Annotated in this window: 21 protein-coding genes and 1 pseudogene; 10 read left to right on the top strand and 12 right to left on the bottom strand. The window is 40.0% G+C overall.

Translation table 11 applies throughout. The features are described 5' to 3' along the window. Nucleotides 1–252 precede the first annotated feature (252 nt). The gene (locus tag MTN97_RS00890) at nt 253–1,173 is read right to left on the bottom strand and encodes a glyoxylate/hydroxypyruvate reductase A (protein WP_248473402.1); all 921 of its coding nucleotides are present in this window, start codon (nt 1,171–1,173) and stop codon (nt 253–255) included. Between the two features lie 160 nt (nt 1,174–1,333). Here MTN97_RS00890 and MTN97_RS00885 point away from each other — a divergent pair, with 160 nt between their 5' ends. After that, nucleotides 1,334–3,064 (top strand): lysophospholipid acyltransferase family protein, encoded by a 1,731-nt coding sequence (locus tag MTN97_RS00885; RefSeq protein WP_248473400.1) that lies wholly within the window; start codon nt 1,334–1,336, stop codon nt 3,062–3,064. A gap of 80 nt (nt 3,065–3,144) precedes the next feature. Here MTN97_RS00885 and dapE read toward each other — a convergent pair whose 3' ends face one another. Both dapE and MTN97_RS00875 read right to left on the bottom strand, forming a co-directional pair. After that, the gene (dapE, locus tag MTN97_RS00880) at nt 3,145–4,353 is read right to left on the bottom strand and encodes a succinyl-diaminopimelate desuccinylase (RefSeq protein ID WP_248473399.1); all 1,209 of its coding nucleotides are present in this window, start codon (nt 4,351–4,353) and stop codon (nt 3,145–3,147) included. Nucleotides 4,354–4,424: 71 nt separating this feature from the next. Next, nucleotides 4,425–5,843, bottom strand: coding sequence for an MATE family efflux transporter (locus MTN97_RS00875; protein ID WP_248473397.1), 1,419 nt, complete (start codon nt 5,841–5,843; stop codon nt 4,425–4,427). 273 nt (nt 5,844–6,116) lie between these two features. On the opposite strand from MTN97_RS00875, the gene MTN97_RS00870 reads away from it, so the two are divergent. Beyond that, on the top strand, nt 6,117–6,770 hold the full coding sequence (locus MTN97_RS00870; RefSeq protein WP_013464458.1) for an OmpW/AlkL family protein: 654 nt from the start codon (nt 6,117–6,119) through the stop codon (nt 6,768–6,770). Between the two features lie 51 nt (nt 6,771–6,821). On the opposite strand, the gene MTN97_RS00865 is transcribed toward MTN97_RS00870, so the two are convergent. Continuing rightward, nucleotides 6,822–7,358, bottom strand: a complete 537-nt coding sequence (locus tag MTN97_RS00865) for a thioesterase family protein (protein ID WP_016899430.1) — start codon at nt 7,356–7,358, stop codon at nt 6,822–6,824. A gap of 112 nt (nt 7,359–7,470) precedes the next feature. Continuing rightward, nucleotides 7,471–9,027, bottom strand: coding sequence for a transcriptional regulator TyrR (gene tyrR, locus MTN97_RS00860; RefSeq protein ID WP_248473395.1), 1,557 nt, complete (start codon nt 9,025–9,027; stop codon nt 7,471–7,473). 730 nt (nt 9,028–9,757) lie between these two features. Here tyrR and MTN97_RS00855 point away from each other — a divergent pair. The 5 genes from MTN97_RS00855 (at nt 9,758) to MTN97_RS00835 (ending at nt 16,080) form a co-directional block, all read left to right on the top strand. Further along, entirely contained in the window at nt 9,758–11,257 is a 1,500-nt protein-coding gene (locus tag MTN97_RS00855) for a peptide MFS transporter (RefSeq protein ID WP_013464455.1), read from the top strand. 540 nt (nt 11,258–11,797) lie between these two features. After that, nucleotides 11,798–12,844, top strand: a complete 1,047-nt coding sequence (hppD, locus tag MTN97_RS00850; protein ID WP_138626841.1) for a 4-hydroxyphenylpyruvate dioxygenase — start codon at nt 11,798–11,800, stop codon at nt 12,842–12,844. 143 nt (nt 12,845–12,987) lie between these two features. Beyond that, the gene (gene fahA / locus MTN97_RS00845) at nt 12,988–14,301 is read left to right on the top strand and encodes a fumarylacetoacetase (RefSeq protein ID WP_036983254.1); all 1,314 of its coding nucleotides are present in this window, start codon (nt 12,988–12,990) and stop codon (nt 14,299–14,301) included. A gap of 143 nt (nt 14,302–14,444) precedes the next feature. Beyond that, entirely contained in the window at nt 14,445–15,608 is a 1,164-nt protein-coding gene (locus MTN97_RS00840; protein WP_248473394.1) for a M23 family metallopeptidase, read from the top strand. Further along, a complete protein-coding gene (locus tag MTN97_RS00835) occupies nt 15,598–16,080 on the top strand; it encodes a polymer-forming cytoskeletal protein (protein WP_248473392.1) in 483 nt (160 codons plus the stop codon). Before MTN97_RS00840 ends, MTN97_RS00835 begins: the two co-directional genes overlap by 11 nt. Nucleotides 16,081–16,157: 77 nt before the next feature. Here the strand turns inward: MTN97_RS00835 and MTN97_RS00830 are convergent, their stop codons facing one another. Further along, entirely contained in the window at nt 16,158–16,631 is a 474-nt protein-coding gene (locus MTN97_RS00830; RefSeq protein WP_138561908.1) for a hotdog fold domain-containing protein, read from the bottom strand. Between the two features lie 184 nt (nt 16,632–16,815). On the opposite strand from MTN97_RS00830, the gene MTN97_RS00825 reads away from it, so the two are divergent. The 3 genes from MTN97_RS00825 to MTN97_RS00815 all read left to right on the top strand — a co-directional run bounded on the left by MTN97_RS00825 (nt 16,816) and on the right by MTN97_RS00815 (nt 19,256). Continuing rightward, entirely contained in the window at nt 16,816–17,991 is a 1,176-nt protein-coding gene (locus MTN97_RS00825) for a multidrug effflux MFS transporter (protein ID WP_036983258.1), read from the top strand. A 152-nt stretch (nt 17,992–18,143) separates the two neighbouring features. Continuing rightward, nucleotides 18,144–18,776, top strand: coding sequence for a LysE family translocator (locus MTN97_RS00820; RefSeq protein WP_248473390.1), 633 nt, complete (start codon nt 18,144–18,146; stop codon nt 18,774–18,776). Between the two features lie 15 nt (nt 18,777–18,791). Next, a complete protein-coding gene (locus tag MTN97_RS00815) occupies nt 18,792–19,256 on the top strand; it encodes a methylglyoxal synthase (RefSeq protein WP_036983260.1) in 465 nt (154 codons plus the stop codon). A gap of 4 nt (nt 19,257–19,260) precedes the next feature. On the opposite strand, the gene yegD is transcribed toward MTN97_RS00815, so the two are convergent. The 6 genes and pseudogenes from yegD to MTN97_RS00785 form a co-directional block, all read right to left on the bottom strand. Beyond that, nucleotides 19,261–20,625: a molecular chaperone gene (gene yegD, locus MTN97_RS00810; protein WP_248473388.1), complete on the bottom strand. Its 1,365-nt coding sequence runs from the start codon at nt 20,623–20,625 to the stop codon at nt 19,261–19,263. A 79-nt stretch (nt 20,626–20,704) separates the two neighbouring features. Next, nucleotides 20,705–21,547 carry a DNA ligase gene (locus MTN97_RS00805; protein ID WP_248473387.1) on the bottom strand — a complete coding sequence of 281 codons (843 nt, stop codon included), beginning with the start codon at nt 21,545–21,547 and terminating at the stop codon, nt 20,705–20,707. 34 nt (nt 21,548–21,581) lie between these two features. Further along, nucleotides 21,582–21,995 (bottom strand): annotated as a pseudogene (locus tag MTN97_RS00800) (HAD family hydrolase); the annotation flags it as partial. A 268-nt stretch (nt 21,996–22,263) separates the two neighbouring features. After that, complete coding sequence (locus tag MTN97_RS00795) at nt 22,264–22,551, bottom strand: HAD hydrolase-like protein (protein WP_248473384.1); 288 nt, start codon at nt 22,549–22,551, stop codon at nt 22,264–22,266. Between the two features lie 73 nt (nt 22,552–22,624). Then, the gene (locus MTN97_RS00790; RefSeq protein ID WP_248473382.1) at nt 22,625–22,924 is read right to left on the bottom strand and encodes a hypothetical protein; all 300 of its coding nucleotides are present in this window, start codon (nt 22,922–22,924) and stop codon (nt 22,625–22,627) included. A gap of 115 nt (nt 22,925–23,039) precedes the next feature. Next, the gene (locus tag MTN97_RS00785; protein ID WP_248473381.1) at nt 23,040–25,328 is read right to left on the bottom strand and encodes a TonB-dependent receptor; all 2,289 of its coding nucleotides are present in this window, start codon (nt 25,326–25,328) and stop codon (nt 23,040–23,042) included. Nucleotides 25,329–25,546: the final 218 nt, after the last annotated feature.

Below are 25,546 nucleotides of genomic sequence, written 5' to 3'. Positions count from 1 at the left end.
TGCTGTGAAAATAAGGGTCAGATCAGCAGCGCTGCCGCATTGGCTTGATTAAACCAGGCAGATATTCCTAATATAATGATAGATACAACCACGATGCTAATTTTTGCGCCCCCTTGATTGGGTTTCATAATTCATCCTTTTTTTTATTATTGTTAGAACTGTTTTTAACAATAATAAAAATTACAAATGTTAACAAGCTGTTTCTTTTAAAAATTAAACAAATTTTAATCCTTGAAGGCCAACAACTGCTAATTAATAACCTTGCTGCTTATTAATGCAATTTATTAATGGCTGTTTCGCTTTTAAACGCAAAATGTTTTCTGCTATTTGTTCAATAACACTATCCAGATCTGACAACGCAGCACAGTGCGGTGTTAAAGTAATACTTGGATGCAACCAATAAGGGTGTTCGCTTGGCAGTGGTTCACTGGCAAACACATCAAGCACTGCTGCGCGTATACGTGTATTGTTAAGTGCATCAAGTAAATCAGCTTCTACTATATGCCCACCTCTGGCCACATTAATCACCACAGCATGTTCAGGCAGTTGCTCAAGTAACTGTTTATTAATAATGCCTTGGGTACTGCTGGTAAGCGGTAATAAACATACTAAATAATCGGTTTGCGCAAGCATCTGTGTTAAGCCGTCATCACCATGATAGAGTGTTGCAATGTTTGATGTTTTAGGGCTTCGGCTCCAAGCATTTACGTTAAAACCGTTATTAACCAGCCTATGTGCACATGCTTGACCTAGTTCGCCAAACCCTAAAATGCTTACTTGATTATGTTTATGCGCTCTTTTAGGTTTCCATATACTTTGCTGTTGCTTTATTGCATATTCTTTTAATCGCAATTTTTGTGCTAATACATGGGTAAGTACGTATTCTGCCATATCGTTGGCTAACTGTTTATCAACAATACGCACGACCTCTACATCCGCAGGTAATAAACTTAAATCAATGCTATCAACGCCTGCGCCAAATGATGACACAGCCTTTAAATTTGGTAACGTGGGCCACAGTGATGCAGGCGCATTCCACGCTAAAACGAACTCTACACTCTCTAAATTTTGGCAATCATCAAGTTCTTCAATTCGAATACTAGGCAATCGTGATTTCATTTTTGCTATTAATTTTGTGTTGTCTCGACCTGTTATAGTCACCAAAACTGACATGATGATTCCTTAAAAAGTAACCCTAAATAATAGTACTGGTATGGTTCAATTCAATAGTATGTAAACGGTTTTAAAAAGTCACACAACTGACCGCGTATTGTCATATCCGCACTCTAAGCTAAACATATTGGCTTTAGCCTAGTATAACAAAGAGGTGCGTATGATCAGTGTAGATAAGGTAATTGCGACTAACTTACCACAGTTAACTAACTCATTTAAAATAAAAAAACTGGTAAAAAAGAGCCTTAGCTACTTATTACATGAACAAGAGTTTACAAACTTTGCAACAACTTATCCCCATCTTCAAGGAATAGAATTTGTCGAGCAAGTACTTGATGAACTTGATTTTGACACTCGATACAAAGCAAAACAAATAGAAAATATTCCCAGTGAAGGGAAAATTGTCATTATTGCTAATCATCCAATTGGATCCTTAGATGCGCTTGCATTAATTAATGTGTTATCGACGGTGCGTGCCGATTTAAAAGTCGTGGCTAACCGAATGCTAATGACCGTTGATGCAATGCATTCATTATTACTACCCGTTGATAATTTGTCGGGGCAAAGTAAAAAACAAGAGTTGAGTAATATCCACCAGCATTTAAAAAATGAAGGAGCATTACTTATTTTCCCAGCGGGTGAAGTTTCTCGACTTCGACCAACAGGGATCAAAGACTGTAAATGGAACAGCGGGTTTTTACGTATCGCTAAAAAAGCTAATAGCCCAATTTTACCCATACATATAAAAGCCAGAAACAGCCCGCTTTTTTACGGAGCCTCTATGCTATATAAACCGCTTGCTAGTTTATTACTAGTCAAAGAAATGTTTAAACAGCGCCAAAAATCGCTCGAATTTGAAATAGGCGCCTCCATTGCTCCTGAATCTTATTTAATACCCGATTTAAAAGACAAGGAAGTGGTCGAGCTTATACGAAAACAGCTGTACCGTTTAACCACTAAAAAAACACTGCCACTAAAAACTCATGCTCCTATTGCCTCACCAGAGTGTAAAAAAGAATTAAAAAAAGCCATCGAAAGCTGCGAACATTTAGGTAAAACCAGTGATGGCATGGTTATTTACTTATACCAATACCAAGGCAGCTCACCGTTATTTCGTGAACTGGGTCGCCTGCGGGAAATTGCCTTTCGTGCAGTAGGTGAAGGCAGTGGCAATCGCCGTGATATAGACAAATACGACATGCATTATCAACACTTAGTCTTATGGGATGCACAATCACTCGAACTAGTTGGCGCTTACAGATTAGCCTGCGCGCAGGATGTGATTGAACAGCACTCTCAACGTGGGCTTTATACCGATAGCTTATTTAATTATACCCAAGAGATGACGCCATACTTCAAGCAAGGCATAGAATTAGGCCGTAGTTTTGTACAACCCAAATACTGGGGCAGAAAAAGCCTCGACTATTTATGGTATGGCATTGGTGCTTTTATTAATCGCCACCCCCAGTATCGTTACTTATTTGGTGCCGTGAGTGTGTCAAACGCACTGCCAGAGCAAGCAAAATCCTTACTGGTACATTATTATCAGCACTATTATGGCTCTGAAAAGTCACTCGCAACGCCTAACAATGCATTTCGTCACACCCGTGAGCAGCAGATTCAATGCACTAATTTGTTTATGGGTAACAACATCAAAGAAGACTTTGTAGAACTTAAACACATACTGGCTAATATGGGCACCCATGTACCCACACTATTTAAACAATACACCGAGCTATGTGAGCCAAATGGGGTAACGTTTTTAAGTTTTAGTATTGATCCGCAATTTAATAATTGTATTGATGGATTGGTATTGGTCGACCTTGAGAAAGTAAAACCGAGTAAAGCAAAACGCTATTTGGGAGCACAAAACACCGCCTCAATAAACTAAGCTTTGCCGTTTAAATATTAACTTAAGCGCCTAAGCTTGGGCGCTTAAACTTAAATACTTAAACTTAGGCAATTTAATATTTATCTAATCTCCTCATTATTAGATTGGCTAAATATATGTACTAATAGTTGGGTGTATATTTTCTCTATTTGTAACAAGTCGCTAATGGGCACATGTTCATTAACTTGATGAATGGTCTGGTTTAAAACCCCGCACTCTATCACTTGCGTGTTTTTACTTGCAAAAAACCGCCCATCTGAAGTCCCGCCACTGGTACTAAGTACCGGATAGCTTCCGGTCACGTTAAATATTGCCTGCTCTAGCTGGGCGAGTAAGCAGCGCTCTGCCCTATGGCTTGTATAATAAGGTTCACATGGACGCTCCCATTGCACCGTTAAATATTCGTTTAAATCATTCAGTGCAGTAAGTACCAGCTGTTTCACATCTGTACTTTTATACCCATGGCTGTAGCGAATATTAAACGTAATATTACATTGAGCAGGCACTAAATTATCCAGCACGTTATCAATATTAATACCGGTTACTTGCAAGCTTGTTTTTGAGCTTGGCTCATCTAAAAGCCAATCAATTTGGGTTAATCTATTCACTATTTCAGCGCTGATATGCGCAGCATTGATGGTATTTTCAGGATAGGCCACGTGTCCTGCTTTTCCTTGAATGGTTAAACGCGCTGACACCGCGCCACGTCGGCCATTTTTTATGGTGTCGCCCACTTGCAAATGACTTGTTGGCTCACCAACAATACAGCCATCAAGTACAATACCTTGTTGTGCTAGGCGTTTCGCAATCAACACTGAGCCATGCTCTGCCTCACCTTCTTCATCAGAGGTGATCAACCAATACAAGGTGCCCTGCTTTTGCCGCGCACTATGTATTAGCGACTGCGTTGCACTGAGCATGGCTGCAATCCCCCCTTTCATATCGGCGGCACCACGTCCATAAATCGCATCATTAATTATTTTTCCATCAAACGGATCAGCTAACCAGCCACCTTGCGCAGCAGGGACCACATCAATATGACCAGAAAATGCCACCACAGGGCCTGCTCCAAAAGATATTTTAGCAATTAAATTAGTGACATTATGGGCACTAAACTGCTCAATGCTAAAACCTAAATCAGTTAGCTGATGTACCAGCCACTCAATACCACCTGCGGAATTAGGCGTAATTGACTTAAATCGGACCAGCGTTTGTAAGTGACTGAGCGTTTTTAACTGTGGAATAGTTAAGTACGGCGCGGGTACTTTTTTGTTGATAGCTTTTGTCATAATAAACACACCTCGTTTTAGCAGTGTATTTATTACAACGACTTTTTATGACCGCATTATGAAAATACAGGCTAACGTGTGCCCTCTTCTATTAATGTTTCTCGTGTCACCTGCACAATGTGTTTATCTTCTTTGGTTAATCTGGTTTTTTTCCATGCGCCACGCATAAACCAAGCGAACGCTATCAGTGCGATGGTTATGTTCGTAATTGCAAACGAATACCATATTCCCTGATCGCCAAGCAAAGTGTGATTAGAAAGAATATAAGCGGCAGGAAACTGCACCACGCATTGTGATAATAACGCGATAATCATGGCATTAAGCATATTTCCAGAGGCACGAAAAGCAGCAACAATACAAAGCTGAACACCAATTCCCCCCCAGCTTAAACACATCACTTGAACAAACTGCGCGCCTTTATTTATTACACTGCTATCTTCGGGAATAAAAAATGCCACCAGCGTATCTGCATACAAATAAGCAATGCCCCCAACAAAAGAAAGGCCTATTAATCCCCACATACTGGCAAGCTTCGTTATTTGCTCAGCCCGTTTAATATTTCCGGCACCCATATTTTGCCCCACCAAAGTTGATACCGCCATTGATAAACCCATGGCAGGGATCATCACCATTTGCAAAATATTAGAACCCACGCCATAAGCCGCAATAGTAACGGTTCCAAAGCTTGCCACTAAAAATGACATGATGATCAAGCCAAAAGCACGTGTTGATAATTCAATAGAGCCTGGCGCTCCTAAGAAAAAAGCCCGTTTCATATATTGCCAATCGGGATAGAAGCTTTTTAGCTGTAATTGAATACCATGGCGACCGCGTAAAAATATAATAATGCCCGCCAGTGCCGCTAAACTTTGTGTAACCAAAGTCGCCAGCGCAGCGCCCATAACGCCAAGCCCTTCAAAGCGGCCATAACCAAAAATAAATAGCGGATCGAGAATAAAATTAAGTAACACGGTGGTGCTAACTATGATTAAAGGTACTTTAGTTTGCCCAATGCCCCGCATTAGCGATTGGAACATGGCGTAAATAAACACAAAAATAACGCCAATAAAGGACACATGCATAAACTTAAGCGCATCACTGTAAACCGCCTGCTCAACGCCTAGCAGTTTTAAAAAGTATGGGGAAAGTACATAACCTAGAAGCCCTAACACTAAGGCGGTAAATGCAACCATTAACACAGTTTGCGCTGCAACATGGTTCACTTTATCTTGCTGACCTGCGCCCATGTATTGCGCCGATAATATAACACCGGCCATTGCAAGCCCAGAGCCTATAGCAATGACTAAAAAAGTGATCGGGGTACTAATAGACACTGCAGCGACTTGGGTTGCTCCTAATCGCCCAACCCAAAATGCATCCGTAAGCTGATAAGCCGACTGCAATATATTAATGAGGATAATAGGAATACCTAATTTCAACAGCGCTTTAGCAATGGAGCCTTGAAGAAATAGTTGACCAGAGGGAGTCATGAGGTCGCTTACTTTTATTAAACCGTGAACATAGCCTTAGTTTAACAAAACTAGCTGATTATATTATGAATACTTCGTTTGCGGCTTGTATTTAAGTGATCAGTCAATAATTTTTAAGCACTAATTAAGTAAAAGTTTAATCTAAATCAATAAATAGAGGCTCTTTACTCATCCGCTTTTGAAACTTTGATCTAGAACAGGTTTTTATTTTTAACCTCGAGCAATAATAGCCTCAATCAACAAATAGTCACACAGTAGTTCACGGAGAACAACATGAAAACTAAACTAAGCATTGCAATACTTACTTCTTTACTGGCTCTTTCTCCTGCAGCACACGCAAACTTTAGTGTTAATGTTGGTGCAATTAATGTTAATCCAGATAACGATGGTTCAAAAATTAACGAAGCACCCACTCTAGGCTTAAAAGGCGACTCAGATACTCAGTTAGGTATTACTGTAGATTACGCATTTAACGACCAATGGGTATTAGAGCTTATTGCAGCAACGCCGTTTTCTCATGATGTAGAAGGTACTGGTGGTTTAGCTGGTAATAAAATTGCTGATATTAAACATTTACCACCATCACTGGTTGCACAATACCACTTTTTAGATAGCAGCTATGCACTTCGTCCGTTTGTAGGTGTGGGAATTAACTATACGACGTTCTTTGACGAACAGCCTTCTGCAGCACTTAAAGCAACGTTAGGAACTAACGATGTAGAAGTAAAACTAGATGATTCATTTGGTTTTGTTGCTCAAGTAGGTGCTAACTACAAGATTGATGAAAAATGGGGCCTACACGCTATGGTATCTATCATGGATATTGATACTGATGCGACTGTTTATGCTAATGGTGCAAAAGCATTAACTTCAACCGTGTCACTTGACCCTGTTGTTGCTATGTTTGGTCTTAAATACTCGTTCTAATAACGTTTATGTGTGTTAAAAAGGCCGTTAGGCCTTTTTTTTTGCCTGTGTTTAGCGAGGTAAGTTATTTACTTTTTTTTGCTCAAGCATTTCTTTCCAGTGAATTATTTCAGCCGGTAAAATGGGGGCAACCCCGTCAAAGCCTGCAACCTCGAGCATATGCTCAACGCTTACCACCCCTTTTTTACTTTTAAACACGCCGCGCACATAAGCAATGGCATGTAAGCCCCGCTCAGAATGAAACTTTTGTTCAATGTAAAAGTATTTATGATCCCAGCCAACCAAACGCGTACTAATAGTAAAACGTTGCATTGGCTTAATATCGCGGATGTAGGTAATAGCTGTCGCATTAACAATAGGAAACCAACGACGTTTCATTATTTGCTTAAGCAAACCAACCCGTTCAGTCATCCAGGTACGCGACAAGTCCATCATCGCTAAATAGCGTGAATTGGTTAAATGCAAATTAATATCGCAGTCACTTGGTAATGCTTTGTAGTCTATATCAACCGTATCTAACAACGATTGATAGTCACGATTACGTTTAATTTTAAAAAATAACAGCAGCAGTCTAAAATATAAGTTCACAGTAGAGGTCTTACCAGTTGAGTTTTTATCAGTGTATCATAGCGATTGACTCCTTTAGTTGTTTTTAAACCAAGGAATCAATCATTAAATGAGGATATTTGGGTATCTATCTTTAAACTTTAACCGTTTTGCGGTTAATTCCGTAATCACGCAATTTATTAGCCACTGCAGTATGACTTAGTCCCAAGCGTTTAGCTAACTGACGAGAGCTAGGATAGGCAGGATAAAGCTTACGCAGTAAGGTGGCTTCAAAACGCTTAACCGCTTGATCAAGCGAGCCCTCAAAATCAGACTCTAAATAGCCTAAATCATGGGTAAACGTGGGTAACTGTAAATGTTCAACGCGCAGTTCACTGTCTTCTAACAACGATACCGCACGGTAAATCGCGTTTTCTAATTGGCGTACATTGCCAGGCCACGGGTAATCTTGTAAAAACGTTAAACATTCTTCAGATAACTCGGGGACTGTATGGCCATTTTGCTGCGCATATTTTTGAATAAAGTGTTCAGCAAGTGGCCCAACATCCGCTTTACGATCTCTAAGCGGCGCAATTTCCAGTGTTAATACATTAATTCGGTAGTATAAATCTTCTCTAAATACGCCCTCTTGCACCATTGCTGGTAAATCTTTTTGCGTGGCAGCAATAATACGCACGTTCACTTTAACTTCGTTTTCGTCGCCAACTTTTCTAAATGTACCGTCTTGTAAAAAACGTAGCAATTTAGTTTGTAGCTGCGTCGACATTTCACCTACTTCATCTAAAAATACCGTTCCACCATCCGCTTGTTCGAGTACACCACGTTTAGGCGCTGCGTTTTCTTCATACCCGGCATAACCGAATAGTTCGGACTCAGCAACATCATCTGGTAACGAGGCGCACGATAGAGCAATAAATGGTTTTACTGAGCGGTTAGATGCATAGTGACAAGCTCGCGCTAGTAACTCTTTACCCGTCCCTGTTTCACCCGTAATAAGAATGGGGGCTTCAAGTTGCGCCATTTTTCGCGCTTCGCGAACAACACGGCGCATCGCCGTGCTAAAGTTATGAATAGTCGCAAAGCTTTCTTGGCCATAACGCCTAAAAGCACTCACTTGCTGGCCTAAACGGCTTTGCGATTTTATATTAATTACCGCGCCCGCTAACACATCGCCTTCGCTGCCTTGAGGGACCGCAATAGGCAGAATATCAGCAATAAAATCTTCACCAGCTACTTCAACACGCGTGGTTTGCCCCAGTACTTCTTTGCCTTCTAACCAACGGGTAAAGTTAAAGCCTTTGAGCAAATTATTAATATTAGCACCGGTGACTTCTTTTTCTGTTAATTGTAAATCTTTGCAGGCTGCGTCGTTACACAGGCGTACCCACCCTTTAGCATCAATAGATATAACGCCATCAGGAAGTGCTCTTAATAAAGTGTTAAGTTCGTTGTGCTCACGTTCAGACGGTAAAAACGCGGTTGTTCGTACATCATGTACACCATCGATTAAGCGAATAGACGGCATAATTTTTTGAAATTGTTCAAATTCAATCTCAGGAAAACTCACATATATACGACAATTTACTGAGTCGACTTCAATCCCCTTTAAGTCAACATTGTAGCTAACTAAAATATTAAGAATCTCTTGAGCAATACCAACTCGGTCTGCACAGTGAATATCTAAACGCATACACCCTCAGGTAAGGAAAAACTAGTTGGCGTGAATAATACGCTAACTCTGTTTACGAGCATAGTTTATTGTAAAGAAATTTGGACGAAAAAATGTTTTTTACTAACTAGAGGGCTTTTTCAAGCACTTAACGCATTCAAGCTTGGCTGTTCACTAAAAGTTGGGGTTGTTGCAACTCAATTTCGTCAAGCTGGCATTGTATAAATTATATGCAGCAATGAGCGAATCATTACTGTCCATACGCCAATATTCGCTCATGTTTAATCTAAGTGGTGATTATTAAATTAAAGTAGTAAAGGTTAACTATTATTGAAAAATTAGTAGCTGTAACTACCCGTAAAAGAAAGCTTTTATTTATTTTCAAGCGGTATTAAAGATAACGTTGGTATGACAATATTACCTATGCTGTTAAAGATATTTTTTAATAAGTTTAGGTGTTTACTACAGCAAATAGGGGTTCACACACTGGTATTTAACAATTACATAACCGATGTATGATAGCGCGCTCAACGCTTCCCCTAGCACAAAGGTCTATGTATACTTAGGCGCAATTGTAACTAGGATAAGGGTGTGACTCTTACCTAAACGTATAGCTGCGTTTAGCAAACCATTACCTTAGCTGCATAAAAAACACTGATGATCGAGCATTTATTATACTTTTTATAAGTAAAAATTTAGCTAAATAAAAAACCACAAGGTCATCAAAACAATAATGAATTAGGAAGTAAATATGAGTTCAAATTCTGACAGTGGCTGGTTTGGTCACCCTAAAGGACTTTCAACCCTGTTTTTCACAGAAATGTGGGAACGAATGAGTTACTACGGTATGCGAGCGATGCTCGTATTATTTATGACAGCAAGTTTACAACAAGAAGGCCTAGGATTTACCGTTGCTTCTGCTGCTGCAATTTATGGCTTATACACAGGTTCAGTATACTTTTTAGGTTTACCTGGTGGTTGGTTAGCAGATAGATTATTTGGTGGTCAAAAAGCAGTATGGTATGGCGGTATTATTATCATGTGTGGCCATATTATTTTAGCCGTGCCACATGAATATTCATTTTTTATTGGTTTGATCTTTGTTGCAACTGGTACTGGTTTACTTAAACCTAATATCAGTGCCATGGTTGGTCAGCTTTATACTGACGAAGATGAGCGCCGTGATGGTGGTTTCGCTATTTACTACATGGGTATTAACTTAGGTTCTTTAATTGGTTACTACGTGTGTGGTTACTTTATGGAAAACGTAGGTTGGCACTGGGCATTTGGTGCCGCGGCTGTCGGTATGGGTATTGGTTTAATTCAATACAAGCGTACACTTAAAAACTTACCAGATCACAGCGCCTTACCTGCTAACCCATTAAGTCCTAAAGGTACTTCGCGCGCATGGGGTGGTATTGCCGCATTTGTTATCGCGACCGCCGGTGTTACCGCTGCTGCGATGACAGGTGCTATTGTCATTAACCCATCGATTGTTGCAGGGTACACCGCAGTTATATTTACTGTTATCTTTTTCGTTTACTTTGGCCTTATATACTTCAAAGGCAAACTAACCGATGCTGAAAAACAAAGAATGTGGGCGCTATTTTTAGTCTGTGTCGCTTCAGCCTGTTTTTGGTCTGGCTTTGAACAAGCCGGTTCTTCATTAAATCTGTTTGCTCGTGACTACACAGACCGTCTGGTTGGCACATTTGAAATTCCAACGACTTGGTTCCAATCTCTAAATTCATTGTTCATTATTGCGCTATCGCCATTCTTTGCCGCTTTTTGGATTAATTTATCTAAAAAAATGGTCTCGCCTACTTACAGCGTAAAATGTGCGTTGGGCCTCGTTATTATGGCTTCAGGCTTTTTAGTAATGTTTATGGCAGCACACTATGCCGCTGAAGGCTTAAAAGTAGCACCTTATTGGCTTGTTACTACGTATTTCTTACACACAGTGGGTGAGCTTTGTTTAAGCCCAGTTGCATTGAGTGCTGTAAGTAAGTTATCGCCTCGCCGCTTTACTGGTCAAATGATGGGTGTATTTGTACTTACATACTCTATTGGTAACGTAATTTCAGGATTACTTGCTGGTAACTTTGATCCTAACAATGTTGAAGAAATCCCGAACCTTTACCTACAAATTGCCTTATTTAGTATCGGTGTAGGTATCATCTTAGTACTGATGAGTTTTAAAGCTAAAATATGGGAAAAACAAGGTTTAGAACAAACCGCACCAACACAATAATTTAGATTTATCACACGCATAATTATGAGCTTTGATAAATGATATCAAATACCTCCTGTAGTTAACTGCAGGGGGTATTTTTATGGCCGCTAGATTAAACCCCACAATTTTTACATTCAGCCGTATATTATTTATACCTCATCACTGTGCATAAACGAGTTTATAGCAGCAAAGCATCAATACTCTTTGTTTTTATATATATCGCAGCTAACCAAACTCATTAAAAGTGTAAATAATAAAATACAAAAACCGCACTTTTTTTAGCGAAAAAAAACTAAAAACACATATAAATAAATTAAATTAAACTATTAATAATCAATAACTTAATAATAAAGTCTGCACTTCTATCTCGCTTCCTAATTTTTACTTTCACCTGCTCGTATGTAAATAAACAACATACTTTGATAACCGTCTCGTAAAATTTACACACGCGCTATTTACTAAATAACAACACCCTCTTCCCCAAAACACCAATCTGGTTAATCATGAAGGCAATACGATAACTAATAATCGCAGTGCTTAATTGCGGGAGTAATGACAATGAGCGAAGTAAATAATCCGTTAGGCCTAATGGGCATTGAATTCACTGAATATGCAACACCGGATGCAGATTACATGGACAAAGTGTTTACTGATTTTGGCTTTTCTAAGCTAAAAAAATTCAAGGGTAAAGACATTGTTTATTACAACCAAAACGATATTCATTTTTTACTAAATAATGAGCGTGAAGGTTTTTCTGCTGAATTTGCTAAAAGCCATGGCCCAGCAATCTGTTCAATGGGTTGGCGTGTAGAGAATGCGCAAAAAGCATTCGAGGTTGCTGTTGAACGTGGTGCAAAACCTGCGACAGACTCAACACATAAAAATTTACCATACCCTGCTATTTACGGTATCGGCGACAGCTTAATCTACTTCATCGAACAGTTTGGCGACAAAGGTTCTATCTATGAGTCAGATTTCGAAGACTTAAGCGAGCAAAACATTGTTGAAGACAAAGGCTTCATCCGTATCGACCATTTAACCAATAACGTATATAAAGGCACGATGGAAACATGGGCTAACTTCTATAAAGACGTATTTGGTTTTACAGAAGTGCGTTACTTCGACATTAAAGGTCAAAAAACAGCGTTATTATCTTACGCACTTAAATCTCCGTGCGGCACTTTCTCGATTCCAATCAATGAAGGTAAAGATAACAACAACAACCAAATCGATGAGTACTTAAATGAGTACAATGGTCCGGGTGTACAGCATTTAGCATTCCTAACTAATGACCTAGTAAGCTCACTTGATAAGTTAGATAAATCAACGATTGCCACGCTTGATATCATTCCTGAATATTACGACACCATTTTTGACCGTGTGCCTTGGGTTAAAGAAGATAAAGAGAAGATCCGTGAGCATCAAATCCTTGTAGATAGCCAAAGCGAAAACTGTTATCTACTGCAAATTTTCTCGAAGAACCTATTTGGTCCTATCTTCATTGAGATGATTCAACGTGTTGACGATGGTGGCTTTGGTGAAGGTAACTTCCAAGCGCTGTTCGAATCAATCGAACGTGATCAAGAGCGTCGTGGTGTAATCTAAACCGCCATATTGCGCTTAAAAAGCAGCGTTTAACACGCTGCTTTTTGTCGTTTTAAATTCTGTTTTAAACTAACTGTTTAAATTGCGTTGATTGCCTCCATATAGATAACTAATAAATCAGCGCGAACCAATAAGGAAAGAGTATGAGCCTAATTAACGAAACCCACGATATTAATCTAAAAAGCTGGGTTGCATCTGCTAACGAAGCGAACTGTGACTTCCCAATTCAAAACCTTCCTTTTGCAGAAGTACGTCGTAAAAATTCAGATGAAGCGTTCCGTGGCGCTGTAGCTATTGGTGATCAGGTTATTGATTTAGCAAAAGTAAATGAACTTGGTTTATTCTCTGGTGATGCACAGATTGCCGTTAAAGCTGCAAGCCAAGCTACATTAAATGAATTTATGGGTCTGGGTGAGCAATATTGGTCAGCCCTACGTTTAGCATTATCGAAAGCATTACGTGAAGGTTCTGAGCATCAAGAACAACTTACACACGCACTTATTGCGCAAAGCGAGATTGAGTTTGCTCTGCCGTGTCGCATTGGCGATTACACTGACTTTTACACCTCGATTTATCATGCGACTGCCGTAGGTAGTTTATTCCGCCCTGATAACCCACTGCTACCGAATTACAAGTGGGTACCGATTGGTTATCACGGTCGTTCGTCATCTATTGGCGTGTCTGGTCAGCAGTTTCATCGCCCTAAAGGACAAACTAAAGCGCCAGATGCAGAAGTTCCTTCATTTGGTCCGTGTAAGCGCCTTGACTATGAGCTGGAACTAGGTATTTACCTAGGTAAAGGTAATGATCTGGGCGATGCAATCTCAATTGAAAATGCTGAAAAGCATGTATTCGGCTTTTGTGTTTTCAACGATTGGTCAGCACGTGATTTACAAGCATGGGAATACCAACCGCTTGGTCCATTTTTAGCGAAAAATTTCGCATCAACCGTGTCACCATGGATTGTAACTACCGAAGCACTTGCACCATTCAGAACAAGCTGGACGCGTGATGAAAATGATCCGCAACCATTAGAATATTTAGAATCAACGGCTAACCGTGATCAAGGTGCATTTGATATTCAAATGGATGTTAAAATTCAAACACAAAAAATGCGTGATGAAGGCTACAACCCAACTCAAGTGTCTAAGTCTAGCTTTAAGCACTCATACTGGACTGTAGCGCAAATGGTAACTCACCATACCGTAAACGGGTGTAACTTTATGCCAGGCGACATGCTGGGCTCTGGCACGCAATCAGGACCTACTCATGAAGAAGCGGGTTCATTACTTGAGCTTTCTCGTGGTGGTAAAGAAAAGATCACTTTAAGTAACGGCGAGCAGCGTAGCTTCTTGGAAGATGGCGACAACGTTATAATGCGTGGCTGGTGTGAAAAAGAAGGCTTTGCACGTATTGGCTTTGGCTTTGTAGAGAGCACCGTACTACCAGCAAAATAATATATAAAATCAATAAACTAGTAAAAAAGGGTTGCTGAATCAGCCGCCCTTTTCTATTAATTAAGCCGAAGTTACAATTTTTTTCTGGCTTTTTTAGTTCAAATTGCTATCTTGAACCCCTTAATAGCCAGTATTTATGTGACATGCCTTTATTTATAAAGTCTTTTTTTAATAAACATTTCCCAGCTCGTCAGCTGCTCATTCGCCAAAATGGTGAAGTAAAACATGTTGTTTTGACGCCTTGGCTACAGGTTTCTGTGCTTGCTATTATTTTCATTGCTATTGTGTGGATGAGTGTCTCTAGTATTCGTGTGTATATGCAAACACACCAAATTTCTCATATCGAGCAAACTCAGCTTGATAAGCAAGTACAATGGCAACAAAAAGTAAAGCAACAGCAACAACGCTACGCATTGCAGCAAGAGCAGTTAGCTGAACTCGAACAAAAACAAGCTTTATTACAAGGTATGATTGAATCACTCCCAGCTTCTATCAGCAAAGATGTAATAAAATTAGAGGGTGAGCTTGAATCTTCTCCTATTAATGAGAACGAAAGCGAATTTCATGAGCCGCTCGAAGAAGATAAAACACAAAATAAACACGCACAAAACAGTTTAACCAGTTTTGAGCAGCGCTACACTTTATTAAATCAGCAATACGATACTAATTTTACCTTATTAGCTGCGCAAATTAATCAACGCCACGACGCTATTTTAGAGATATTGCAAGACACAGGTCTCGAAAATGCACTGGCACAGCACCTCGCGTTAAGCACGCAGACAACGGCGCAAGGTGGCCCGCTAGATATACTCGATGAAAGTAAAATTCCAAGTACTTTTCTTGCTATTGCCGATAAGCTACTACTGTTAAATCAGCTAGAAAACTTTTTAACCGCCTTGCCGAACACATTACCCTTACCTGCCGCAAAATATTATATTTCCAGTAATTTTGGACTTAGAAAAGACCCAATGAATAAAAGGCGCGCTTTTCATAAAGGCGTTGATTTAGCTGGCTGGCATAAAACAGAAATTTTTGCCCCTGCCGATGGCACGGTTCGTCGAGCGGGCCGTAATGGCGGTTATGGTAACTTTATAGAGTTAGCGCATAAAAACGGTGTTGTAACGCGCTTTGGTCACTTAAACAAAATTAATGTTAAAAAAGGTCAATTAGTCACAAAGCACGATGTCATTGGCTTAATGGGCAGTACCGGAAGAAGTACAAGTACTCATTTACACTATGAAGTATTAATAGACGACAAGCATGTCAATCCACTAAAAATAACAAAGGCGCTTTCTCGTGTTTGGTAAAAATAAACAAGCAAAAACAGACTCATCAATCAAGCGAGTAAGTCATACTCCCTCAATCATTTCTAATGATGTGCGTATAACGGGCTCTTTGGTAAGCCAAGGTGAAGTACAACTAGATGGACGAATAGACGGTGATATAAAGGCCGAACATTTAGTGATTGGCACTTCAGGTGTTGTTGAGGGCGTTGTTGAGGCAAGCAGCGTTGTTGTTAAAGGTAAAATCATCGGCTCTTTAAATGCAAGTGAAGTAAAGATCGAAAATAACGCTCATGTACTTGGCGATATATTTCATGACACCCTGAGCATAGAAGCCGGTGCGATTATTGAAGGTAGTTTAAAGCAGCGCTTTGAAAAAGAAGTCATTGAGCATGCTAAAGATAAACCAAAACCGGTTAACGATATAAAAGCCATTGTTGATAATGAAGACAATGGCCTTTCGTTTGTAAACAAGTCGTCTACTGCAAAAGGTTAAACCTAAACAAAAAATGGTTTAGTCAATAAACTAAACCATTGTTTTTAATACTTTATATAAAAAATATAATTTAGCAATTACTTCTTCTTTGTGATGTACATGGTTATATCTGCAGTAAACACCAACTCATTTCGGGTATTGTAAAGCTTTACCGGCACCACTAAATCTTCTTTATCAATCCATTGATGAGGTAACTCAATTTCAGCAATCGCAGTAACGTCTGTGTCTACTTTAGCTAAGTATTGTACTGTCATACCTTTAGGTATCCAACGGTGTGTTTTATGCGGTACCGTCGCATCCACCATCACTCCCGCACACAGCTCAGCCAAATTACATTGAGCAATAGCATGAATTGTTCCAATGTGATTATGTACACGGCGTGTGTTTTTAACCACAGCACTACAGTGCCCTGCTTTTAAATCTAAAATAGTGGGTTTCATAGAGCCAAAATATGGTGCCTTGAAACACACGGCTTTACTGAAAAGCCAGTTACCGCATGGCCACTTTTTAAATTTATGCCATGTTTTTATTAATGCAGACTCATTACTCATTATTATTTTTCCATTGTCTTTGCTTAAAAAGCAAATTAACACATCGGATCAGTTTAAAGAAGTGTGATACTTAAACAAAAATAATCATAATAAGGTTCAAAGTAGGTAACTTGGCTGATACATCGGCCATAAGCCCTTTCTTTTTCATCAGTCGCCACTTAAAATACTAACAAAAGGAGACCTGATGCATACACAGCCCGCTAAACCTAATTTTACTTTATTACTTATCTTAGCGTTACTCGTCATTTTTTGTCCGATGGGCATTGATATTTACCTGCCTGCCTTTCCCACTATCGCAGAGCAATTCTCAGTGAGCGAAAAGCAAGTACAGCAAACGGTGGCTATTTTTATGCTTACTGTTGGTTTGGGGCAATTAATTGCAGGTCCACTCGCTGATCGTTTTGGCAGAAAGCCCATCGCCTTAACTGGGGTCGCTTTGTACGGACTGGCGGCATTGGGGGCATATTATACTCCTAGCTTTTTAGTACTGATGTTTGCTCGTGCTATTCAAGGATTAGGCGCGTGCGCTACCTTTGTTGTTGCTTTTGCAATAGTAAGAGATAAGTTTGGTAGTGAACGCAGTGGCCAAATAATTACCTATCTAAACGGTATAGTTTGCTTTATTCCAGCATTAGCGCCCATTTTAGGTGCTTGGCTAACCGTACAGTTTGGTTGGCAAATGAACTTTCTATTTTTAACCGGTTTTGCATTACTGGGGTTTATTGTCACCTTATTCTTGTTTAGGGAAACACGACCAGCAGACAGTCATTACCAGGGGCATATTTTAGATTTAAGACGCTTTCTCCCCATCATTTCAACTCCATTATTTTTATTTAATAGCTTGTTATGTATGGTCACTATGTCAGCTATATTGGTGTTTGTAACACTGGCTCCCGGTTGGCTCATTACTGAATTAGGTGGCAGCGTAGCCGACTTTACCTTTTGGTTCTCACTCAATGCAGTGCTTAGTATTCTTGCTAGTTTTATTATGCCTATTTACATTAAACGCCAACCTAAAAGAGCCTTAAAAATAGGCCTTTTAGTGCTAGTGAGTGCCGGCTTACTTATGGTGTTATTAAGCCAATTTAAAACGCCATTGGCATTAATGATCCCTATGTTCATTGCAGCATTTGGTTTTGCTTTAACACTTGGCTCTGCCGCCGGGCGTGCTTTGAGTTTATTTCCTAAACAAGCAGGCACCGCCTCTGCCCTTTTGGGAGCAATGCAAATGAGTGGAGCAAGTTTATTGGTGTTTATTACTCAATATTTAAATTTATCAACCCCAGAGCTTATAGGCACACACTTTTTATTATTAATTCCCTTTTCTTACTTACTGTTTCGTTATGCTAAATATGCCTAATAAAATGCACGTTTACTGAGCCTGTGAATTATAATCATCACAGTCAATTAGTACTGTAGTTAAAACTCTTTACCAAGCGGGCAATATGCCCGCTTTTTATTTTTCTATATGCTTGATAACATTAACCACCAAACCCTTTTTGATTCAGAGCAATGATCAATCCTGATTTTTTACTTTCATTTTTACTCGCCAGCTTTTTAATGGCCGTCGCGCCTGGGCCATCAAACGCGTTCTTAATGGCACAAACATTTGCTAACGGGCGAAAAGCAGGTATGCAAAGTGCTTTTGGCTTTGCCTTAGGTGGCGTAGTACATACATTTTTTGCAGTTATTGGTTTAAGTGCTATTTTAAAAGCCTCTGAAACAGCCTATGCCAGCGTACAATATGCAGGTGCAGCCTATTTATGTTACTTAGGTTTTATGATGCTTAAAGGCACGTTTATGCCACCATCTTGTGAGCAAAGCGATAAACCGCATGTTACAACCAATAAAAACAAAAATGTCATGTTTCATGCTATGATGACAGAAGTGCTTAACCCTAAGGTGGCTTTATTTTTTATTGCTTTTATCCCACAATTTGTTGACCATAGCTTGTCATCTGCAACCTTTCAGCTGGCGTTTTTTGGGCTACTGTATCCAATCTTTGCTTTTCCGATAGACTGCACGTATATTTATTTCGGCGATAAAATAGCTCAATTTTTTAAAAATCACCCAAATAGCCAGCTCTGGATTGATAGGCTCACAGGCATTGTATTTATTGCCTTGGCTATCAATTTATTACTCTAACTAATAAGAATCAGCATGGATCAAAAAATACAATCTCTACCTGCGCAAAAAAATATAGCCTTAGTAGCACATGACGGCAAAAAAGCCGCGCTTAAGTTATGGTGCGAAAAACATAAGGCCATTCTAAGTAAACACACTTTATATGGCACAGGGACTACTGGGCATTTAATTGAGAAAACAACAGGGCTTGATGTTATTCAATTATTAAGTGGCCCTATGGGCGGCGATCAACAACTCGGGGCGAAAATAGCGGAGCATGAAATACATGTATTAGTCTTTTTTTGGGACCCTTTAGCCTCGCAACCTCATGATCCCGATGTTAAAGCTCTGCTACGTTTAGCTGCTGTGTGGAATATTCCTGTGGCGTGTAATGAAGTGAGTGCCGATATGCTACTTAGCTCACCATTAATGGATATAGAGCTTGAGCGAACATTGCCAGATTACGAAAAATACCTCGCAACCCGACAAATACCTCTATAGCAGCTTACTTATAAAGCATGCTGGCCCATTTAGTAAGGCCAGCAGTTACACTACCAAAGTGATCACCGTTCACCATTTTTATGTTACCTAAATGCTCACTCAACGCCGCTTTAATTAATGGAGACTGTGCACTCCCTCCCGTTAAGTAAATCACATCGGGAGTGGTATTCGCATCAGTAATTGCCTGTTTAGCTAAGGTAACAATCTGACTAATGCTATCGTCAACAGCAAGCGCTAAATCAGCGACTGAAATATCTTTGCTTAATGAGTTATCTAAAAAGGCTAAATCACAATTAAAACTATTTGCGGATGTTAATGCAATTTTAGCCGCTTCAGCTTGTTGAACTAATTGGTGACCTTGCTTATTTTGCTGTAAGTGAATAAGTCGTTTATAAAGTTCAGGGACACTGACATCGCGTAACTGCGCACTGAGTTCACGATAATGCTGGGCACTATAAAACTGGCTCTGTAAATTCACATCGTTAATTTTACAAGCTTGCCAAAATGCTTGATTAGGTAGTGGTAAACCTGATTTAAACGTACTGCCAAGCCCGAGTAACGGCATTAAACCATGGTAGCTCAAAGCAATATCTAAATCGTTTCCGCCAACACGTTTACCACTATGAGATAAAAAATCACTATCTCGCTGGCTATTTCCTCTAAAGCTTGGCCCCATTTGTACAAATGAGCAGTCACTGGTACCACCGCCAATATCAATCACCAATACTTTTTGGTCTTGCGTTAAATCACTTTCATAATCAATACCAGCGGCGAGTGGCTCATATAAAAACTCAACATCTTTAAAGCCCGCCCGGTTTGCTGCGCGTGTTAGAATACCCACGGCTTGTTGGTTTGACTGTTGACCACCAACCGCTTGAAAATTCACTGGGCGCCCAATAACAGTTTGGCTCAGCGTATACCCTAACGATAATTCAGCACGTTGTTTTATTTTTAAAATCATTGCTGTGGCAATATCTTCAAAAAAATTGATTTGACCTTGCTTTAAGCCCGTTGCGCCAAAAAATGATTTAGGGGATTTTACAAAATAACCTTCTTCAGGAAATTGCACATATTCACTAATCGCCTCACGGCCAATGAATAAGGTGTCGTCGCCGGCTTGTAAGTCTAGGTCTGATTTAATTCGCGGGAGTGTATTAAGTAAGGGTTGGCGCGCGGTTTTATAGGCATGCTCATGCTCTGAGCCCTGCAAATGCTGCGCAACAAAATCAACGACTAAGGCGCTATGATGAGTGTATAAAGTTGATGGAAGATAATGTTTGCCTTGCTCTAAAGGGATAAGCTGAACACGCTCTTCGTTTAAAACACCCATAGCACAATTAGAACTACCATAATCAAAACCAACAAACATAGATCACCAAACATTACCAAAAAGGCCGCGCAATTTAGCATAATTGCTAAAAAATATATACTGAATTGGCCTACACTCTTTATTTTTCGGGTCTTTCTCGCAAAAAGCTAGCAAAACGCGGTAAACCATTTTTAGTGTATCCGTGGTATCGATAAGTGATTGTTGAACCAATAGCTGGCGGACGCTTGCGTTCTTCATCACTAAAGCCCGTGCCAATAGAAAAGGTTACGCCTTGCTTGGTTTGCACTCGCAATGCCCCGAGCATACCAGTGTATTTACCTTTACCTGGTAAATGTTCAATAACTAGCGCTTCAGCATCCAAATAAGGTTTGAGTTTTAACAATGCACTAGAGCGACCACTCGAATGCTTAGCCTCTGCTAAATGAAGCATAACGCCCTCCCCGCCTTGTTTGGTGACCTCATTAAAGTAATCACTTAGTTGTTGATTGTCGCTAAATTGATATTGCTTAACCGCCTTAATATGTGAGCTATTTAACTTAGTAATGAGTGACAGGTAATTTTGATAGCGACGATGAAAAGGCGTGCTTGTATCTGGCATATCAAATACTTGATAAATCACTGTTTGCCAGAGTAAGTCGTTGGGTATTTTTGTTCTAACAATACCACTGAGAACAGAAAATTGCCCCCGCTTGGTCCATAACTCACCGTCTAACCAAACATCAGGCAAAGGGGCGGTAAACCACTTAGGAGGATTAATTGGATTACCTTGGCGGGTAACAAATTGTTTCCCCGTCCATATTGCTCTAACGCCGTCAAACTTTTCACTCACCAAATATTGGCGAATATCGTTATGCTTAGTTTCATCATAAACATCAGCGAGTTGCACCTGCGGCAATTGCGCTAATAAACTCGCACTAAAAAGCGTTAAAAAAATAAATAGGTATCTTTGAATAGTAACCATAACTGCATCCTTGCAAATTTAAATATGGCTTAAACTATAGTTGAGATTGAAGCCATTGCCAAAATTCTTCAAGGTTATGCATTTGCTGTGTTGCTTTACTGAAGTCGTGCTGCTCGGTGTGCTAATTAGCAATCGCTACAACGGATAAGGCTGCATTATTTGCTGCTGTTACGCCAGTGAAGGTATCTTCAACGGCAATCGCATTTTTTGCAGCGACCTGCATATTTTTAAGTGCTAATAAATAGGGATCACCGGCTGGCTTTGGATTGGTTACATCGTCTTTTGTAACCACCGTATCAAATAAATCATAAAACCCTAATCCTTTTAGTATTGGCTCAGCTTCATGGCATGCGCTGCCTGTTACTAACGCCATTTTTAAGTCTTGCTCTTTAACCGCGAATAAAATATCTGCAGCATAAGGCATTAAAGGCGGTAAATTGGTTTTAACGTTTGCTAGGGTCTGTTGATCTTTCAAGGTTAAATTTGCAGCAGACTATTTGGTATTTAGGCAAGGCAGAGCCTATGTGGTGTGGTTACTCCCCATAAATAGGCGATAACGCAGCATCAATGCCAAATAGGCGTTGCCCGAAGGGTTCTGCCTAGGGGCGATTAACTCTTTGTTGCTCGGCTTTGACTTATTCTTACATGGATGTAAGCCAATAGAATAACGCAGGAGCAGTTATCGAGCCCACTAGGTTACAAACCTCGCGCCGCGATTAAATCGCCCCTAGCTTGAACAAATTTAAATCTGCAAAGGTCAACAGACCCTTAAACAAACGGTATTTTTCATCCGCTAAATAGCGGCTACTTACAGACAAGTTATGAACTTGTTTTATTTCCTTTGCAGCGTCAATAGTGGGACGTCCCGAAAAGCGCCTACAAAAATCATCTTCTTTATAACACACACCAAAAGGCGCAAGTAATTGGCTCCAGCAGTTATAGTGCACACTTTCCGAGTCAACCAAAGTGCCATCCATATCAAATAATACCGCTTCAATTGACATTCTTTTCTCCTAGTTATTTAACCTAAACTTTGGGTAATAAAAAAGGTGCCTAGGCACCTTTTAATAATTTGTGTTACTCAGCCAAACCTGCTGGCGGCTCAGCATAAGCGTCTTCGCCGGTATCTACATCAACTAACTCATAACCTCGGGCTTTGCGCATTACTTTAAGTATCGGCTTTTCGAAGGCGGTTTTTAAGCGCTCAGCATCATCTTTTAACGCATCTAATGTGGTTCCAAATGGTGCTGCACCAGTTTCTGACCAGTTAGTTACTTTACCATTTAGGTTATATTCCACTTCGTGTATTTGATATTGCGCAGCTTCATCTTTGGTTGCTTCACAAAAAATTACACGGTAATTCCAAAATCCAGCCATTACTTTTTCTCTTTAATAAACATATGAGCGCTACTGTAGCAGCTCTACCAAAATAAAAAAGCCTGCACTAGGCAGGCTTTTATCAATAATTACAATTTAACGTTAAACTTTTCGATTAGAAAAAGTTAACTTTAAATTCAGCACCAATGTAACGCTCTTCGTTAACCATTGCTGTGTTGTTGTTGAAATCAACACCACCAATTGCTTGTTGCTCGTCAAATAGGTTACGCACGAATGCTGATACTTCATATTCGTAGTCGCCTTGCGCCCATGCATAACCGGCACGTAGACCAACTTCAGTTAGTGGCTTACCTTCAAACTCAACTGATTCATATAAGAAAAAGTCAATTTCACTGCGGTACGAAACATCAGCGTAAGCAAAGAAATCACCTTCAGTGAGTTCTTTAGTGTAACGAAGTGTGATGTTAGAGATCCACTCTGGTGCATGCGGTAAGCTGTTACCATCTAAAATAGCACGATCTTCAGGACCAAATTCACCTAGTACTTGGAAGGTAGGATCAGTAACAGTACACTGTGCACACACTGCAACGGCTAAATCTTTGTCTTTAAGCTCTGTTTTGTTGTAGCTTAAATTAAATGTAGCATTTAGTTCATCCGTTAACACCCACTCAGAATCAATTTCGAAACCGTAGCCAGTTGTTTTATCAGCATTTAATAGGCGGTTAAAGTTAGCACCACCACCTACAGCAGTTAGCTGTTGGTCATCCATAGTGTAATAAAATACGGTTGCATTTACGCGGCCTTGGCCATCTAACACATCAGATTTAATACCTGTCTCGTATGACGTAACAGTTTCTGAATCAGCAACGGTTACTTCATCACCAAATAAGATACGACCCTGAAGACTTGGTGCACGGAAACTGTTAGCAATACGACCATACCAGTTTACGTCATCGTTGATTTTGTAGTTAGCTGATAAATCCCAGCTTACGTGATCATCGCTAACATTTTTTTCAATGTAAGTAGCAGCACCACCTACAGGGCTAAGCGTACGATTTGCTGAGAATTCTTTCTCATCGTCTGAATAACGAAGGCCCGCGGTTACTTTCAAGTCATCAGTAATGGTGTAATCAACTGAGCCGAATACAGCCCATGCTTTAGTATCTTGCTGCTGACTAACAAAACCGTTTAATACGCCATTATTGGCTGTATCATAGCTAAAGTTTTCAATCGTTAATGCTTCGTCGAAGTAAAAAACACCCACCTGGTAATTTACGTCACCGGCAAAGTTGCTTGATAAGCGAAGTTCTTGCGTGTATTGGTCTTGATCTGGAATACCATCAGCACTTTCTGAAGAGAAAGGAATAAAACCAGGGCCCATTGCAACTGGAACATCATTGATAGAGAACCCACCGTAGCCACCATCGATGTCAGCACGAGAGTAAATTTCTGCACTTTCCCAACCAGAGATTGACGTTACTGTATGGTTAGCTAAGTCCCACTCAAGCTTAAGACTTGCACCTTGCGATTCCACTTGCTGCGTCGCACGAGATGCGGCATCGTGATACACCACGTCATTTTCAAAACCATCAACTAAATCGTTAGTACCAGGCTTGATAGTATTGGCACGAAAGGCAATTGGAGAGCCATCTAAATCACGAACATGGTAATTAAATAATCCAGTGAAATCGTCACCTTCATATAAAAATTGAATACGGGCTGCTTGTTCAGTGTAACCACCTAAAGCATCTTTTTGCTCAAAACCTGGTGCACGATTATCAATGTAATCGTCTTTATCTTGCCAAAGTACTGAAACACGTGTTGATAAACGATCTGTTAATGAACCACCAACAGCGCCTTCAAAATCAACAGCACCACGACTACCGTAAGATACAGAGCCATAACCTTCAAATTCTTGACTTGGTTTTACGGTATCAAATTTAACTAGACCAGCCGGTGTATTACGACCAAATAATGTACCTTGAGGACCACGAAGCACTTCAACACGTGCTACGTCAAATACAGGGAAACCTTTTAAGATTGCGTTTTCTTGTACAATTTCATCAACCACAAGCGACACTGGTTGCGAAGCATTCAAATCGAAATCAGTGTTACCAAGGCCACGTACATAAAAGCGTGGGAATGAACGGCCAAATGAAGATTCAATAGATAAACTTGGGATTTTCGCATTCATAAAACGAATATCCATACCAGCTGAGCTGTAAGCATCTAAGCTATCGCCTTGCAGGGCTGAAACAGCAACAGGCACTTCTTGAGCGTTTTCTACTCGTTTACGAGCAGTAACTTGAATAACTTCTAGTTGGTTCTTCTTAGCAGTAGTTTCTTGCTCAGCAGCTAGGGCTGAAATTGAAGTACCTGCTACGGCAGAGAACAACGTTGCATTGATAAGGGTTGCTAACGTAGATCTTTTCATTGCTTTCATGTCGGGGTTAACCTTTTTAGTGCACTCTTGTTCAACGGTTGATGTGTTGCGCAATTAAATAATTACGGATTCAGTCAATTTTTCGCGACTTGCTCTATGCGGCGCGGACCTTATTACCGAGAGTACAAAAACGGCATAAATAAGGCTGACTGAATACGCGAGATTATACCATGCTGTAATTAATTTACCGCATGCTGAGTGTTAAAAATATAAACTTA

Origin of the sequence: Pseudoalteromonas sp. 2CM36K, from assembly GCF_023161865.1 — a bacterium.
GTDB classification, from domain to species: Bacteria; Pseudomonadota; Gammaproteobacteria; order Enterobacterales; family Alteromonadaceae; genus Pseudoalteromonas; species Pseudoalteromonas tetraodonis.
This window is presented reverse-complemented; position numbering and strand designations above follow the sequence as displayed.